The organism is Deltaproteobacteria bacterium, assembly GCA_016875225.1.
Lineage (GTDB): Bacteria > Myxococcota_A > UBA9160 > SZUA-336 > SZUA-336 > VGRW01.
The window spans coordinates 1-14,442 of sequence record VGRW01000019.1 but is presented as its reverse complement, the minus strand read 5'-3'; the positions used below and the strand labels follow the sequence as shown (position 1 = coordinate 14,442).

Below are 14,442 nucleotides of genomic sequence, written 5' to 3'. Positions count from 1 at the left end.
CCCAAGGGTGAAGGGGATTCGCATGGAGCCTCACACGCGCGAGGGGGGCTTGGAGCTTCGGGCGGCGTTCGCTGCCGCGTTCGGCGCGCCGCCCGCCGCGGCTGCGCGCGCGCCCGGGCGGGTGAATCTGATCGGCGAGCACACCGACTACAACGGCGGGCTCGTGCTTCCGGCCGCGATCGAGCTCGCGACGCGGGTCGCGGTCCGGATGCGGTCGGACTCTCGCGTGGTCGGCCTCTCGCGCGAGCGCGGCGCCGCGAGCTCCGAGCTCGACGAGCCACCCGCGGGCGACTGGCTCGACTACGCGCGCGGCACCGCGCGGGTCCTCGCGGACGCGGGCCTGCTTCGCGAGAGCGGCTTCGAGATCGCGGTCCGATCGGATCTGCCCGAGGGCGCGGGGCTCTCGAGCTCGGCGGCGCTCGAGGCCGCGACTTCGCTCGCGCTCCTCGCCGCTTCCGGCGGCCCCGAGGTTGCGCTCGATCGGCCCGATCTCGCGCGGCTCTGCCAGCGCGCCGAGGCCGAGTTCGCGGGCGTGCCGTGCGGGATCATGGATCAGTACGCAGTCCTGTGTAGCGAGCCCGGGTCCGCGCTGCTGCTCGACTGCGCGAGCCTGGTCGCGAGCCGCGTTCCGCTCCCCGCCGGAGTCGAGATCCAGATCTTCGACACCGGCGTCTCGCGCGGCTTGCGCTCGGGCGGCTACGCGCAGCGCCGCGCGGACTGCGAGCGGGCGCTGTCCGGCGCGCGGCGAGCGCTCGGCCGGAAGCTCGCCTCGCTCTCGGAGCTCTCGATCGAGGAGCTCGCGGATCTCGCCCGAAGCCTGGACCCGGTCGCGCTGCGACGCGCGCGACACGTGGTCTCGGAGAACGCGCGCGTGCGCGAGTTCGCCCGCGCCCTCGCGGCCGGCGAGCTCGAGCGAGCGGGCGCCGAGATGTTCGCTTCGCACGAGAGCCTGCGCAGCGACTACGACGTGACCGTGCCGGAGAGCGACGCGCTCGTCGAGGAATCGCGGGGGCTGCCGGGCTGCATCGGGGCGCGGATGACGGGCGCGGGCTTAGGTGGCTGCACGGTCCATCTGGTCCGGGCCGAGCAGGCCAGCCTCTTCGCGGCCGCGCTCACCGATCGCTTCCGCGCGCGATTCGCGCGCGAGCCGCGCTTCTGGCGCACGCGTGCCGCGGGAGGGGCCGGGCTGATCTGAGCTCTCGCGCGGCGTCGCGCGCCCTCAGGGCGGCCAGTCGACGATCGGCGCGGTCGAGATCTCGACGTCCTCGTCGCGAAGAAACCGGTCGAAGAACGCCCGAACCCGGGCGTCCCCGGAGGGGCCAAAGCCCCCGTGGCGCGCGCCCGTCGCGATCACCAGGTAGCTGGGAACGCCGGCGGCCCGCAGCGCGCGGTCGAGCGCGACCGAGTGGTCGACCGCGACGGTCCCGTCATCGGACCCGTGGATCGAGAGCACCGGAGGATCATCCGGCGTGATGTAGTGGATCGGCGAAGCGGAGGTCGCCAGCCCCGGGTTCTCGCGCACGGTCCCGCCGATCAGCCTCGCCGGCGGCATGTCCTCGTCGGACGGCCCCCGGGTCGCGTTCAGGTCCGCCGGGCCGAAGAAGTTCACGACGGCGGTCACCCGGCTGCTCACGCCTGGATCGGGGCCGACCCAACCCTCGAGCGCCGCGACGTCACCGGTCAGGCCGGTCATCAGCGCCAGGTGGCCGCCGGCGCTCGAGCCCCAGACGCCGATCCGCTCCGGATCGAGCCCGTACGCGGTGGCGTTCGCGCGGATCCAGCGGATCGCCGCCTTGCAGTCGTGGATCTGCGCCGGCCAGCGCGCCTCGTCGCTGAATCGGTACTCGACCGACACTCCCGCGTACTCGCCGGAGCGGACCAACGGCAGGAGCCGGCCGGCGCCGTCGGACTTGTCCCCGATGGACCAGCCGCCGCCGTGAAAGAAGACGACCACCGGCAGAGCGGCGCTCGCGGGGTTCGCGGGCCGGTACAGGTCGAGGCGATGCCGGGCATTCGCGCCGCCATCGTAGGGGACGTCGAGCTCGAAGCGGATCGGCTCGGCGCGCAGGGCCTCGACCGTCATCGCGTAGTTCTTTCTGCCTCGCTGCTCGGGCTTGTCGCTGATCCCGGGAGTCAGGGCGCACGCGCTCGTCGAGAGCGCGAGCCATGCCGCGCTCGCGAGGCCGAGCATCCGCCGCGGTGTCTGCCGGGATCCGGTCACTCGCTCACGCTGGACGAGGTCGCGGCCGGTTGTGACTCCGCTTTCGCGCGCGGGTTCACGAGCACGAAGCGCGTGTCGTCGCCGCGCAGGGCGCGAAGCAGGAAGGGGTGGTCCTTCTTCGCGCCGAGCGCCCGTCGGAAATCGTCGAGCGTCGCGATCGGGGACTTCTCGATCTCGACGATCAGATCGCCCCGCTGCATGCCGGCTTCGGCCGCCTCGGAGCCGGGCTCGACGAACGAGACCAGAACGCCCTCGCGTCGGGGCAGGCGCTGCAGGCGGAAGCTCGCCTCGGTGATCTCCTCTACGGTGAAGCCGTGCGCGCTCTCCGCCTCGTCGGGCACGTACTTCGGCTGAGCGGCGAGCGTGGCGCGAAGCTTGCGGCGCTCGCCGCCGCGCGCGACCTCGATCGAGACCTCTTTGCCGACGCTCTTCAGCGCCACCAGCCGCTGGAACTGGCCGAGGTCCTCGTCCTTCTCCGCGCGGAGCGCCTCTCCGTCGAAGCTCGTCAGCACGTCGCCGACCTCGATCCCCGCGGCCTCGGCCGGCGAGCCGCGCGCGACGGATCCGACCACCACGCCGTGCACGTCCGGCTCGCCCCAGTAGCGCGCGAGCTCGCGTGGCAGCGGCTGGATCGTCACGCCGAGGTAGCCGCGCGCGATCCGCCCGGCGTCGAGCAGGTCGCCGGAGACGCGCTTTGCGGTGTTGATCGGAATCGTGAAGCCGATCCCGCGGCCCTGGCCGCGCGAGTTGATGCCGACCACCTCGCCGCGCAGGTTGATCAGCGGCCCGCCCGAGGAGCCGTGATCGATCATCGCGTCGGTCTGGATGAAGTCGTTCAGGAGCTGCTCGGTGCGCAGGTCGCGGCCCTTCGCGGAGACGATCCCGAGCGAGACGGAGCCCTCGAGGCCGTACGGGTTTCCGATCGCGATCACCCACTCGCCGACCGAGAGCTTGTCCGAGTCGCCGAGCTTCGCGTGCGCAAACGGCGGTTCGCCGGCGCGCGGGACGAGCCGGAGCACGGCCACGTCGGTCTGCTTGTCGGTGCCGACGATCTCGGCGTCGTAGCGCCCGTCGCGTCCGGTCACGATCACGCTCACCTTCTCGGCGCGGTCGACCACGTGCCAGTTCGTGAGCAGCACGCCCGCCGGGTCGATCAGGAATCCGGATCCCTCGATCAGGTCGCGGCGGTTGTTCACGCGCACCGCGGACTCGATGTGCACGACCGCCGGAGAGACGTTGCGGTTCACCTCGATGATTCGCGCCTGCAGCTCGTCGAGAGCGTCGCGCGCGAACGCGCGCGGGAGCGCGGCGCAGCCGCAGATCGCGAAGGCCAGCAGCGCGAGCAGGGCGCGGCGCTTCATCGCGGCACCCCGGCGTCGAGCGCGCGGCGGAACTCCCGGGCCGCGGCCTCTGGATCGGGCGCGGCGCCGAGCGCCTCGACCGCAGCGGCCCCGGATGCGCCCGCGGCGAGTGTCTCGCGGACCCGCGCCGGAGTGACTCCGCCGAGCGCGAACGCGGGAACGGGCAGGGCCTCGCAGGCCTTCGAAAGCCACGCGCATCCGCGCGCGACCGCGCCGGGCTTCGACGTCGTCGGGTAGATCGGAGACAGCATCACGTAGCTCGCGCCCTCCGCGGCGACGCGCCGCGCCTCGTCGCCTTCGTGCGCCGAATAGCCGATCAGCGCTTCCGGACCCAGGAATGCTCGCGCCTCGCGCACCGGGACGGCCTCGCGTCCCAGGTGAACGCCGTCGAGGCCGAGGGCTCTCGCCACGTCGAGACGACGGCTCGCCACCACGCGCAGGCCGCGCCGCCGGGCGGGTTCGAGTCGTTGCAAAGCCTCGGTCCACTGCGCGCCCGACCAGTCGCGCTCGCGCAGCACGACGAGCCCCACGCCGCCGCGGGCGAGCGCCTCGATCACGTCGAGCAGCGGCCGGCCCGCCGTGCCGCGCGGCCCGTCGCTCATGAAGCAGAGGCGCGGGATCACGACAGGTCGATCAGCCCTGTCTCGGGGCTCGAAGCCTGCGCGTGGAGCCGTCGCGGCATCCGGCCGGCCTCGTAGGCCGCGCGCCCGGCAAGGACCGCGAGCTTCATCGCGTGCGCCATCTTGATCGGATCCTTCGCGCTCGCGATGCCCGTGTTCATCAGCACTGCGGTGCAGCCGAGCTCCATCGCGATCGCGGCGTCGGAGGCCGTGCCCACGCCGGCATCGACGATCACCGGGCAGGACACGCTCTCCAGGATGATGCGCAGGTTCGTCGGATTGCGAAGCCCGAGTCCCGAGCCGATCGGCGCGCCCAGCGGCATGACCGCCGCGCAGCCCATCTCTTCCAGGCGCATGCAGGCGACCGGATCGTCGCTGATGTAGGGCAGGACCGTGAATCCGTCGGCGACCAGGATCCGCGCCGCCTCGAGCGTCGCGGCCGTGTCGGGGAAGAGCGTGCGCGGATCACCGATCACCTCGAGCTTCACGAGCTTCGTGTCGAGCAGCTCGCGCGCGAGCTGCGCGGTCGTCACGGCCTCCTTCGCGGTCGTACACCCTGCGGTGTTGGGCAGGATGTGGAACTGGTCGGGCGGAATCCATTCGAGCAGCGAGCCGGCTCCGCGCGAAGCGAGATCGACGCGCCGCACCGCCACCGTGATCATCTCGGCGCCGCTCGCGTCGAGCGCGCGGCGGTTCTCCTCGAACGACTTGTACTTGCCGGTTCCGATGATCAGCCGCGAGCGCAGCTCCAGGTCACCGAGTCGAAACGACGGGCTCAAGCTCCACCTCCGACGGCGTGGATCACCTCGACCTTGTCGCCGTCGCGGATCCAGACCTCCGCGAAGCGCGACTTCGGGACCACCTCGGCGTTCACGGCGACCGCGACCCGCTGCTTCCGGAGATCGAAGCGATCGAGCAGGTCGAGTACGCGGAGGGGCTCCGGCGTCTCCAGTGATTCGCCGTTCAGCACGTACTTCACGCGCGGGACGTTAGCGGAAAGCTCGCCTAGATTGAAGCGCGTGAGTGGGGGAGCGAAGACGCGTGCCTGGGCCGAGATCGACCTCGGTGCGCTCGTGCGCAACTCGCGCGCGATCCGCGCGCGCGCCGGCGGTCGCCGCTTGATCGCGGTCGTGAAGGCGGACGCCTACGGGCACGGCGCCGTGCCCGTAGCCCGCGCGCTCTCCGCCGACGGCTGCGACGCGTTCGCGGTGATCTCGCTCGACGAGGCGCTCGAGCTCCGCGACGCCGGAATTCGCGAGCCGATCCTGATTCTCGGCGAGCTGCTCGCGCCCGACGAGGCGCACGAAGCGCTCGTTCGAGAGCTCTCGCCGGTCGTGGGCCGGCTCGAGACGCTCGACTGGCTCGATCGCGCCGCGGCGCGGGTCGGGCGGGCCGCGGGCTTCCACCTGAAGCTCGACACCGGAATGGGGAGGCTCGGACTCGCGCCCGAGGATCTGCCGGCGTTCCTCGAGCGGCTTCGCGCCTCGCGGGCGCTGCGCCTCGACGGAGTGATGAGTCATCTGGCCGAAGCGGACGATCTGGACGCCCCGACCACCGAGCGCCAGCGCGCGCTGTTCTCGCAGCTCGTCCGTCGCTTGCGCGAGGCGGGCTTCGCGCCGGACTGGGTCCACCTCGACAACTCCGCCGGCATCGCGCGCGGGTCCGCGCCCGGCACCGACGCGGTTCGCCCGGGAATCTGGCTCTGGGGCGCCGAGCCGCTGCTCGCGGGCGAGCATCGGCTGGAGCCGGTGATGAGCCTCTTCGCGCGCGTCTGCCACGCGAAGACGGTCCGGGCCGGCACGCGAATCGGCTACGGCGGGGATTTCGTCGCGCGCGAGACCACGCGGATCCTGACGCTCGCGATCGGCTACGCCGACGGTCTGCCGCGCGCGGTCGGCGGGAAGATCGACGTGGGCTTTCGCGGCCGTCGCGTGCCCCTGGTCGGGCGCGTCTCGTGCGATCTCGCGGCCGCCGCCGTGCCCGGAAGCGAGCCGATCGACCCGGGCGACGAGGTGCTGATCTTCGGCAGGCGCGGCGAGCTCGCGATTCCGGTCGAAGAGGTGGCGACGGCGGCCGGCACGATCTCGTACGAGATTCTGGCGCGGATCGGAAAACGGGTGCCGCGCATCGCGACTTGATTCCAGCGCCGCACCCGCGTACATCGGGGCCTCACTCGGAGGGAACCATGCGCGTGCTCGTCCTTGGCTCCGGAGGCCGCGAGCACGCGCTCGCCTGGGCGATCGCGCGCAGCCCGCTCGTCGACGCGGTGCTCTGCGCCCCGGGCAGCGACGGGATCGCAGAGGACGCGCAGGGGCTCGCGGTCGATCCGCTCGATCCGCGCGCGCTGCTCGAGGCGGTGAAGCGCGAGGGCGTCTCGCTCGTCGTGGTCGGACCCGAGGACCTGCTCGCGGCGGGCATTGCCGATCGTCTGGCAGACGCCGGCGTCGCGGTCTTCGGCCCGAGCGCCGAGGCCGCGCGGCTCGAGTCGAGCAAGCACTTCGCCAAGGAGTTCATGGCGCGGCACGGAGTTCCGACCGCCGCATTCCAGGGCTTTCGCGACGCCGACGCGGCCGAGGCGCACGTGCGCGCTCGCGGCGGCGCCTGCGTGGTGAAGGCGGACGGTCTGGCGGCGGGGAAGGGCGTGTTCGTCTGCGCCGGACCCGACGAGGCGCTGCGGGCGATCGGCGAGGTCATGCGCGAGCGGCGCTTCGGCGCCTCGGGCGCCGAGATCGTGATCGAGGAGCGGCTCGAGGGCCAGGAGGCGAGCTTCTACGCGATCTGCGACGGTGAGCGCTTCACGGTGTTCTCGCACGCGCAGGACCACAAGCGCGCGCTCGACGGGGACCGCGGCGAGAACACCGGCGGAATGGGCGCGTACTCGCCGGCCCGCCCGATCGACGCGGCGCTCGAGCGGGAGATCGTCGAGACGATCGTGCGGCCCACCGTCGCCGGAATGCGCGCCGAGGGGCGGCCGTTTCGCGGCGCGCTCTTCGTCGGCCTGATGATCGACGAGGGACGGCCGCGCGTGATCGAGTTCAACGCGCGCTTCGGCGATCCGGAGACGCAGGCGCTGCTGTTCCGGCTCGAGAGCGATCTGGTGCCGCTCCTCGTGGGAGCGGCCGAGGGGCGCCTGCCCGACGATCCCGCGCCGGTGCGCTTCGGCGACCCCGCGGTCTGCGTGGTGCTGGCGAGCGAGGGCTATCCGCGCGGCTACCCGACCGGACGCGAAATCAGCGGGCTCGACGCGCTCGCCGGGCTTCCCGACGCAAAGGTGTTTCACTCCGGGACCCGGCGCGTCGCCGGCCGCTGGCAGACCGCGGGCGGCCGGGTGCTCGGCGTGACGGCGCGCGGCGCGACGCTCGAAGCCGCGAGATCGCGCGCCTACGAGCTCGCCGCGCGGGTGCATTTCGACGGCGCCCACTACCGGCGCGACATCGCGGCCGGCGCTGCGACGTCGCCTCGGCGTTGATCGTCCCGCTCGCGGACGCGGTCCTCCGGCTCGCGCGCTCCGAGCTCGTCGCGTACCCGACCGAGACCGTCTACGGCCTGGGCGCCGACGCGTTCTCGGCCGAAGCGCTGGCGCGGCTGCGCGCGCTGAAGGGCCGCGACGCCGAGCGCGGCCTCTCGGTGCTGATCGCCGACCTGGCCGCCCTGGAGCGCTTCGCCGCGCCGCTCGCGCCCGAAGCGCGGCTCCTGGCCGAACGCTTCTGGCCCGGGCCGCTCACGCTGGTCGTGCCGGTCGCCGACGCTCGCTTCGCCGGCGTTCGCACACCGCTCGGTGTCGGGTTCCGCTGCTCTTCGCAGTCGAGCGCGAGCGCGCTCGCGCGCGCATCCGGGCGCCCGATCGTCTCCACCAGCGCCAATCGCAGCGGCCAGGAGCCGTGCGCGACCGCCGCCGAGGTCGAGCGCGAGTTCGGACCCGAGCTCGCGATCCTCGGCGGCGAGCCCGCCTCGGGGCTCGCGCCGTCCACCGTCGTCGCGATCCGAGGCGGTGGCGGGCTCCAGCTGCTTCGGGAGGGCTCGCTCTCCAGATCCGAGCTCGAGGCGGTCCTCGCGGGCCCCGGCTAGTCGACCGGCCCGATCCGGAGCCGCAGGTCTTTCGGCGCGGTCTCGCCGAGTCGCTCGCGCAGACGCGCGAGGATTCGCGGCTTCTCCAGCTGCAGGCGCTGCATCCAGGACGAATCGCGCACGCGCGCCTGGATCACGCCGTTTCGCACCCCGTCCGGGCGGCAGTGGGGGTGGAATTCCGGCCCGACCGCCTCGTCCCAGGCGCGGATCACCTGCACGGCGATCGCGGTCGCGCCCAGACCGACCTCTTCGAGCATTCGCGGCAGCAGGTCGGCGATCGACTCCGCCGGGCCCCGCCGGCGCTTCGGATCGTCGGAGGTGCGCCCTCGCGGGGGACGACGGGGATCGCCAGCATTCGGCACGGTCGGCATGGTATCCGACGTGCTACCGTCCGCGCCGACGATGGGCGAGCGCAAGACGACCACCTTGAAGTGCGATTTCTGTGGCCACGAGGCCAGGCGCGTGCGCCGCATCGCCTTGGATACCGGCTACGACCGGCTCGGCCAACGCCACGTGGTCCGCTACGCCTGCGAGAGGTGCTCGCGCGAGAAGGATGCGGCCAGGGCGGCCAAGGTTGACGCCCGCCAGAAGCCCTTATAGCTTCGCGACTTCGCCCGCCCGGGCCGAGCCAACTCGACGCTCTCGGAGTCTTGCCATGGTCACCGTTCGCCTCTATCGCACCGGCGCCAAGAACACGCCTTCCTATCGCATCGTCGTCATGGACTCGCGCAAGAAGCGCCAGGGACGCGTGCTCGAGCAGCTCGGCACGTACGACCCGCGCGGCGGGGGCGCGGTCGAGCTTCGCGAGGCGTCGCTCGCGAAGTGGGTCGAGCGGGGCGCGACCCTCTCCGACACCGTCGCGTCGCTGGTCAAGCGTCAGAAGGCCACGCAGGCCAGCGCGACGAGCGCGAGCTAGGTCGAGCCGATGAAGGAGCTCGTCACGTTCATCGCGCGCACGCTGGCCGAGGAGCCCGAAGAGGTCGAGGTCCACGCCGCCGAGGATCACGTGATCGAGCTTCGGCTTGCCCCGGACGACGTCGGCCGGATCATCGGCCGGCGCGGCAAGACGGCCAAGGCCATCCGGACCCTGCTGGCCGTGGGCGGCGATGGCTGGGACCTCGACATCGCCGGGCACGGCGAGGACGATGAGGACGAGGACGGCGACGTCGACGAGGACGATCGGGATTGAGCCGTGGCAGCGAGCGGACGAGTGAACGAGATCGAAGCGACGCCTGGCGTCGCCGGCCGGGACTGGGTCGAGCTGGGCCGGGTGCTCCGGCCGCACGGCTTGGACGGCGGCCTGCTCGTCGCGCTGCACGGGGACGACCCCTCGAATCTCCTCTCGGCTGAAACCATCGCGCTGCGCTCCCGCCCCGGGACGATCCCGTTCAGGGTCGAGAGCGCCGAGCCCGTCGGCGCCCCCCGTGGCCGGCTTCGACTTCGGCTCTTCCTCTCCGGGATCGACTCCTGCGACCGCGCGCGGGTCTGGAACGACGCGGCGGTGCTCGTGCCACCCGAGTCGATCCGCGAGCTGCCTGCGGGCGAGTACTACTGGCGCGACCTGATCGGGCTCGTGGCGCGCGCCGCCGACGGATCGGAGCTCGGCGTCGTGGCCGAGATCCTCGCGACCGCGGGCGCCGACGTGCTGGTGATTCGCCGGGAGGGCCGGGCCGACCTGCTCCTGCCGGTGGTCTCGGAGTGGATCCTGCGGCTCGAGCGCGAGGACGGCGAGCTCTGGCTCGATCCGCCGCGCGAGCTGATCGCCGAGGCGCGATCATGAGCGCTGGCCCCCGGATCGACGTCGTCACCATCTTCCCCGAGCTGGTGGAGCACTTCCTCTCGGGCTCGCTGCTCGGTCAGGCCCGCAGGGACGGGCTCTTGGACGTGGGGGTCACGGACCTGCGCTCGTTCTCGAGCGACCGGCACCACAGCGTCGACGATGCCCCGTTCGGGGGCGGCGACGGGATGGTGCTGAAGTGCGAGCCGGTCGTGGCGGCGATCGAGGCGATCGCGCGGCCCGGCGCCAGGGTGATCGCGCTCTGCCCGCGTGGCCGCCGCTTCGATCAGGCGCTCGCGCGGGAGCTCGCCGGCGAGCGGCAGCTGGTCCTGCTCTGCGGGCGCTACGCGGGGTTCGACGAGCGAATCTTCGCGGCCACGGGTGCGGAGCCGCTCTCGATCGGGGACTATGTCCTGGCCGGGGGGGAGCTTGCGGCATTGGTCGTGACCGAAGCGGTGACGCGTCTGGTGCCGGGCGTGCTCGGCAATCCGATCTCGGCCGAGGCGGACTCCTTCTCGGGGGATCGGCTCGAATATCCTCTGTACACCCGCCCGCGCGAGTTTCGCGGGCTCGGAACTCCCGAGGTCCTGCTCTCGGGCAATCACGCAGAGATCGAGCGCTGGCGCGCGCGAGAAGCCGAGCGGCTGACGCGCGAACGCCGGCCGGATCTCCTCGAATCCAAGGGAGCGAAGCGATGAGACAGATCTCCGAAGTCGGCCGGCTCGGACTCCGAGAACACCCCGAGTTCCGCGCGGGTGACACGGTTCGCGTGCACGTGCGGATCAAGGAAGGCGACAAGGAACGCATCCAGGTCTTCGAGGGCGTGGTGCTGCAGCGCCGGCGTGGCGGCGACTCGGCCAGCTTCACCGTGCGCAAGGTCTCCTACGGCGTGGGCGTGGAGCGCATCTTCCCGCTTCAGTCGCCTGCGATCGCCAAGATCGAGCTGAAGGCGCGCGGACGCGTCCGGCGGGCGCGCCTCACGTATCTGCGCCAGCTCTCCGGCAAGGCCGCGAGGATCAAGGAGCGCGACACGTTCGCGTCCGCTGGCGGCGAGGCCGCGGCAGCGTCGGCGAAGGAAGAGACGACTCCGGACGCATGAGGATCCACGGGATCCAGCTGCGCGGGCTGACCTCGCTGACCGGCGATCACCAGCTCGTTCTCGATCCCGGCTACACCGTTCTGCGTGGTTCCGGACCCGACGCCGCGCGAGCCCTGTTCGCGCTGATTCGCGGGCTCCTGCATCCGGCCTGCAACGAGGCGACCCGGCTCGATTCGCGCGGGCGCGCGGTGCTGACGCTCGCGCTCCGCTCCGATGGCTGTCTGATCGCCGCGGACTTCGCGCGCGGGCGCGTATCGCTCGGCCGGATCGAGGCGGGCGGGGGGCCGGCGAAGGCGATCTCGGGCGACCCGCACGAGATCGAGGCGCAGCTCGCGGCGCTGGGGCTTCCTGCGGCGGAGGAGTTCGAGCTGCTCCACGTTTCGGGCTCGGCCGGGGCGGGCGGGCGCGGCCCGAACGGTCCGAGCCGGGAGCCGATCTACCCGCCGGCCATCGAGGCCAGCCGGCCGGGCCCGACGCCGGAGGCGACGGCCGCGCGGCTCGAAGCGGAACGCGCGCGGCTCCTGGCCGAGCACGAGCAACGCGCCGGCGCGCTCGCGCGCGAGCGTGCCCGGCTGGAAGCGGAGCTCGCTCGCGCGCTTCGAGGCGCGGCGGTGGATCGGGTCCGCGACGAAGCCAGGCTGCGCGAGCTGCAGCTCTTCGAAGACGAGCTCTCCGAGCTCGAGCGCGAGCACGAGGGTGCCCTGGCGGAGATCGAGAAGCACTCCGCGCTCGCAGGCCCGAAAGACGAGCTCGAGTCCAGACTGCGGGCCTTTCGGACGCTGGCCACGCAGCACGAAGAAGAGCGCGCGGTGGTCGAGGACACGCGCTCCGCTCTGCTGGCCGATCGCGCCCGGCTCCGGGCTACGCCGCGCCGGCTGCTCGTGCCGATCGCGCTCGGCTCCGCGCTGGGGATCGCGGGCGGAGCCGCGGGCGCGGTTGGCCATCCCGTCGGCTACGTCTTCGCCGGCATCGGCGTCGTCTCGCTTCTCGCCGCGCTCGTCACCACGCGAGTCGTGCGCGCGAAGCTCGCCCGGATCGAGACGCTGCTCGCCGTGCTTCGCGTCCGGGAGCGCACCTCGGAGCGGCGCTTCGAGAGCGAGGGGGCAGAGGTCCGCGCAATCATGGTCGCGCTCGGCGTCGGCTCGCCCGAGGAGCTCGGCGCCGCCGCGCGCGGATTCGCGGAGAAGCTCGAAGCCGTGCAGACGCGCAAGTGGCGGATCGCGGAGCTCGAGCAGGTCTATCCCCCCGAGCGTCGCGAAGAACGCGCGCAGCTCGAGCAAGCGCTTCGGGACGGCGAGGAGGCTCCGGCGGTGCGCGCGGCCCGGGCTGCGCTCGCAGCGTGCCCGGCCGACGTTCCGCCCCCCGAGCTCCCGGCCGCCCCTCTGCCGGCCGAAGCCGCCCAGCCCGAGCCGGCGCCGCTCGACGCGGATACGGCCGTCGATCTGTTCGAAAAGCCCGACGAGGAGCCCGAGCCGGCTCCAGAGTCGATCGGCCCCGAGGGTCTGCTCTCGGCTGCATCCCGCCTCCTGGATCGCAGCGAAGCAGAGCTTCGCGCGCGGCTGGGTCCGGTGCTGCCCGTCTACCTGCGCGCGCTCTCGATGGGAGTCTTCGCGAGCGCGCGCGTCGGAGACGCGGGCGGCTGGATCCTGCGCGGCGCCGACCGCGACGAGCAGCCGTACACGGCGCTTCCCGACCGCGAGCGCGAGCTGGTGCGGCTCGCCGTGCAGCTCGCGCTGCTCGAGGCGCTCGCCGCCGATCGGCGCGTCCCGCTCCTGGTCGGACCGGATCTGCCGGTGCGCGGCCATGCCGAGCAGCGCGCGCTGGCTCGGGCGTTCAAACGCCTCGCCTCGGTCGTGCAGGTGATCCAGATCGTGACGACGTCGGCGCCGTGGACGGAGCAGGCCGGAAGGAGCGTCGAGCTCTAGCGGCGGTCCGCCGTGAAGGCGTCGCGAAAGTGCGTGACGACCGGCGGCGTCGCGCCCGCGTCGATCGCCACCACGTCGAAGCGAACCCACGAGAAGCGCGGCAGACCGCCGCGTGCGAGCAGCTCGGCGGTCGCACGGGCGACGCGGGCCTGCTTGCGCCGGTCCACCGAGGCCGCGGCCGAGCCGAAGCGGTCGCTCGAGCGCAGACGGACCTCGACGATCACGAGCGCCGTGCCGTCGAGCGCGATCAGATCGAGCTCCGCGTGCCGAAGGTGTACGTTTCGCGCGACGATGCGAAAACCGAGCCGTTCGAGATGTCGCGCCGCGAGTGCCTCGCCAGCGGCGCCTCGCGCCCGCAGCTGCCCGGGAGCGCGCCCCGGAGGTCGTTCGGACATGGACGTGCCTCGTCTTCGGGGTGAGGCGAGGTGACCGTACCCGACCCGGGCGCGACGGTCTACGTCGTCGCCACGCCGATCGGGAATCTCGAGGATCTGTCGCCGCGGGCGCAGCGCCTGCTGCGCGAGGTCTCGCTGATCGCGTGCGAGGACACCCGCCACACCTCGCTGCTCTGTCAGCGCTACTCGATCGCGACGCCGCGCGTCTCGCTGCACGCGCACAACGAGGCCCGGCGGGTGCCGGAGCTGCTCGAGAGGCTCGCGCGCGGCGAGTCGATCGCGCTGGTCTCCGACGCGGGGACGCCGCTCGTCTCGGATCCGGGCGAGCGGCTCGTGCGCGCGGCGCTGGACGCGGGCGTGCCGGTCGTCCCCGTTCCGGGGCCATCGGCGATCCTCGCCGCGCTGGTCGCGAGCGGCTTTTCGACGCGGTGCTTCGCCTTCTTCGGGTTCCTGCCGCGGAAGGGCGCAGACCGCTCGCGGACGATCGCCGCACTGGCCGCGTTCTCCGGGTCGCTGGTGCTCTTCGAGGCGCCCAATCGCGCGGCCGCGACGCTCGCGGATCTCCGCGCCGCCCTGGGACCGCGCCGCGTGGCGCTCGCCCGAGAGCTCACCAAGCGACACGAGACGGTGTTGCGCGGCGTTCTGGGCGAGCTCGCGCTCGACGATCTGCGCGGCGAGCTCACGATCGTGGTGGAGGGTCCGGCCGAGCAGGCGCCGCCGGAAACGACCGCCGAGGACGTCGACGCGAGCGTCGATCGCCTGCTCGAATCCGGGCTCTCGGCGCGCGATGCCGCGCGCCGGCTCGCCGCAGAGACCGGACTCGCGCGGCGCGATGCCTACGCGCGCGTGCTCGCGAGGAAGCCGCGCGGGTCGAAGACCTAGCCTGGATTTCTCACCACTCAAACGAGCACAGGCCGGCTGACTTCTGTTAACCGTTGAGTTGCAAGACAAAACGGGCCAACAGAAAGGGTCGACC

Annotated in this window: 18 protein-coding genes; 11 read left to right on the top strand and 7 right to left on the bottom strand. The window is 72.7% G+C overall.

Annotation, left to right across the window (positions count from 1 at the left end):
- The first annotated feature begins 22 nt into the window (after window positions 1–22).
- On the top strand, window positions 23–1,195 hold the full coding sequence (gene galK / locus FJ108_06995; GenBank protein ID MBM4335643.1) for a galactokinase: 1,173 nt from the start codon (window positions 23–25) through the stop codon (window positions 1,193–1,195).
- 24 nt (window positions 1,196–1,219) lie between these two features.
- Here galK and FJ108_06990 read toward each other — a convergent pair whose 3' ends face one another.
- The 5 genes from FJ108_06990 to thiS are packed head-to-tail and all read right to left on the bottom strand — an operon-like array spanning window position 1,220 to window position 5,181.
- Entirely contained in the window at window positions 1,220–2,221 is a 1,002-nt protein-coding gene (locus FJ108_06990; protein MBM4335642.1) for an alpha/beta hydrolase, read from the bottom strand.
- Window positions 2,218–3,582, bottom strand: coding sequence for a PDZ domain-containing protein (locus FJ108_06985; protein ID MBM4335641.1), 1,365 nt, complete (start codon window positions 3,580–3,582; stop codon window positions 2,218–2,220). The genes FJ108_06990 and FJ108_06985 overlap by 4 nt, the downstream gene beginning before the upstream one ends.
- Window positions 3,579–4,205 (bottom strand): thiamine phosphate synthase, encoded by a 627-nt coding sequence (locus tag FJ108_06980; protein ID MBM4335640.1) that lies wholly within the window; start codon window positions 4,203–4,205, stop codon window positions 3,579–3,581. Before FJ108_06980 ends, FJ108_06985 begins: the two co-directional genes overlap by 4 nt.
- Window positions 4,202–4,981: a thiazole synthase gene (locus FJ108_06975; GenBank protein ID MBM4335639.1), complete on the bottom strand. Its 780-nt coding sequence runs from the start codon at window positions 4,979–4,981 to the stop codon at window positions 4,202–4,204. The genes FJ108_06980 and FJ108_06975 overlap by 4 nt, the downstream gene beginning before the upstream one ends.
- Window positions 4,978–5,181 carry a sulfur carrier protein ThiS gene (gene thiS / locus FJ108_06970; protein MBM4335638.1) on the bottom strand — a complete coding sequence of 68 codons (204 nt, stop codon included), beginning with the start codon at window positions 5,179–5,181 and terminating at the stop codon, window positions 4,978–4,980. The genes FJ108_06975 and thiS overlap by 4 nt, the downstream gene beginning before the upstream one ends.
- Window positions 5,182–5,212: 31 nt before the next feature.
- On the opposite strand from thiS, the gene alr reads away from it, so the two are divergent.
- Genes alr through FJ108_06955 form a run of 3 tightly spaced genes read left to right on the top strand, consistent with a single transcriptional unit; the run spans window position 5,213 to window position 8,270 of the window.
- On the top strand, window positions 5,213–6,340 hold the full coding sequence (alr, locus tag FJ108_06965) for an alanine racemase (protein ID MBM4335637.1): 1,128 nt from the start codon (window positions 5,213–5,215) through the stop codon (window positions 6,338–6,340).
- A 47-nt stretch (window positions 6,341–6,387) separates the two neighbouring features.
- Complete coding sequence (purD, locus tag FJ108_06960; protein ID MBM4335636.1) at window positions 6,388–7,671, top strand: phosphoribosylamine--glycine ligase; 1,284 nt, start codon at window positions 6,388–6,390, stop codon at window positions 7,669–7,671.
- Window positions 7,575–8,270, top strand: a complete 696-nt coding sequence (locus FJ108_06955) for a threonylcarbamoyl-AMP synthase (GenBank protein ID MBM4335635.1) — start codon at window positions 7,575–7,577, stop codon at window positions 8,268–8,270. Before purD ends, FJ108_06955 begins: the two co-directional genes overlap by 97 nt.
- Here FJ108_06955 and FJ108_06950 read toward each other — a convergent pair.
- Window positions 8,267–8,743: a DUF721 domain-containing protein gene (locus FJ108_06950; GenBank protein ID MBM4335634.1), complete on the bottom strand. Its 477-nt coding sequence runs from the start codon at window positions 8,741–8,743 to the stop codon at window positions 8,267–8,269. The genes FJ108_06955 and FJ108_06950 overlap by 4 nt on opposite strands.
- Before the next feature lie 182 nt (window positions 8,744–8,925).
- Between FJ108_06950 and rpsP the strand changes: the two genes are divergently transcribed.
- Genes rpsP through FJ108_06920 form a run of 6 tightly spaced genes read left to right on the top strand, consistent with a single transcriptional unit; the run spans window position 8,926 to window position 13,071 of the window.
- Window positions 8,926–9,186 (top strand): 30S ribosomal protein S16, encoded by a 261-nt coding sequence (rpsP, locus tag FJ108_06945; protein MBM4335633.1) that lies wholly within the window; start codon window positions 8,926–8,928, stop codon window positions 9,184–9,186.
- A 9-nt stretch (window positions 9,187–9,195) separates the two neighbouring features.
- The gene (locus FJ108_06940; protein ID MBM4335632.1) at window positions 9,196–9,459 is read left to right on the top strand and encodes a KH domain-containing protein; all 264 of its coding nucleotides are present in this window, start codon (window positions 9,196–9,198) and stop codon (window positions 9,457–9,459) included.
- Between the two features lie 3 nt (window positions 9,460–9,462).
- Entirely contained in the window at window positions 9,463–10,050 is a 588-nt protein-coding gene (gene rimM / locus FJ108_06935) for a 16S rRNA processing protein RimM (GenBank protein MBM4335631.1), read from the top strand.
- The gene (trmD, locus tag FJ108_06930; GenBank protein ID MBM4335630.1) at window positions 10,047–10,745 is read left to right on the top strand and encodes a tRNA (guanosine(37)-N1)-methyltransferase TrmD; all 699 of its coding nucleotides are present in this window, start codon (window positions 10,047–10,049) and stop codon (window positions 10,743–10,745) included. The genes rimM and trmD overlap by 4 nt, the downstream gene beginning before the upstream one ends.
- Complete coding sequence (locus FJ108_06925; GenBank protein MBM4335629.1) at window positions 10,742–11,146, top strand: 50S ribosomal protein L19; 405 nt, start codon at window positions 10,742–10,744, stop codon at window positions 11,144–11,146. Before trmD ends, FJ108_06925 begins: the two co-directional genes overlap by 4 nt.
- Window positions 11,143–13,071 carry a hypothetical protein gene (locus tag FJ108_06920; protein ID MBM4335628.1) on the top strand — a complete coding sequence of 643 codons (1,929 nt, stop codon included), beginning with the start codon at window positions 11,143–11,145 and terminating at the stop codon, window positions 13,069–13,071. The genes FJ108_06925 and FJ108_06920 overlap by 4 nt, the downstream gene beginning before the upstream one ends.
- On the opposite strand, the gene FJ108_06915 is transcribed toward FJ108_06920, so the two are convergent.
- Window positions 13,068–13,466: a YraN family protein gene (locus FJ108_06915; GenBank protein ID MBM4335627.1), complete on the bottom strand. Its 399-nt coding sequence runs from the start codon at window positions 13,464–13,466 to the stop codon at window positions 13,068–13,070. The two genes, FJ108_06920 and FJ108_06915, sit on opposite strands and share 4 nt — an antisense overlap.
- 30 nt (window positions 13,467–13,496) lie before the next feature.
- Here FJ108_06915 and rsmI point away from each other — a divergent pair, with 30 nt between their 5' ends.
- On the top strand, window positions 13,497–14,348 hold the full coding sequence (gene rsmI, locus FJ108_06910) for a 16S rRNA (cytidine(1402)-2'-O)-methyltransferase (GenBank protein ID MBM4335626.1): 852 nt from the start codon (window positions 13,497–13,499) through the stop codon (window positions 14,346–14,348).
- Window positions 14,349–14,442: the final 94 nt, after the last annotated feature.

Bases quoted from the DNA above. Each gene is read 5' to 3' on its own strand.
- rpsP (MBM4335633.1), top strand. From the start codon at position 8,926: ATGGTCACCGTTCGCCTCTATCGCACCGGCGCCAAGAACACGCCTTCC.
- FJ108_06925 (MBM4335629.1), top strand. From the start codon at position 10,742: ATGAGACAGATCTCCGAAGTCGGCCGGCTCGGACTCCGAGAACACCCC.
- trmD (MBM4335630.1), top strand. From the start codon at position 10,047: ATGAGCGCTGGCCCCCGGATCGACGTCGTCACCATCTTCCCCGAGCTG.
- purD (MBM4335636.1), top strand. From the start codon at position 6,388: ATGCGCGTGCTCGTCCTTGGCTCCGGAGGCCGCGAGCACGCGCTCGCC.
- galK (MBM4335643.1), top strand. From the start codon at position 23: ATGGAGCCTCACACGCGCGAGGGGGGCTTGGAGCTTCGGGCGGCGTTC.
- FJ108_06920 (MBM4335628.1), top strand. From the start codon at position 11,143: ATGAGGATCCACGGGATCCAGCTGCGCGGGCTGACCTCGCTGACCGGC.
- FJ108_06985 (MBM4335641.1), bottom strand. From the start codon at position 3,582: ATGAAGCGCCGCGCCCTGCTCGCGCTGCTGGCCTTCGCGATCTGCGGC.
- FJ108_06915 (MBM4335627.1), bottom strand. From the start codon at position 13,466: ATGTCCGAACGACCTCCGGGGCGCGCTCCCGGGCAGCTGCGGGCGCGA.
- FJ108_06950 (MBM4335634.1), bottom strand. From the start codon at position 8,743: ATGCGGCGCACGCGCCTGGCCTCGTGGCCACAGAAATCGCACTTCAAG.
- FJ108_06940 (MBM4335632.1), top strand. From the start codon at position 9,196: ATGAAGGAGCTCGTCACGTTCATCGCGCGCACGCTGGCCGAGGAGCCC.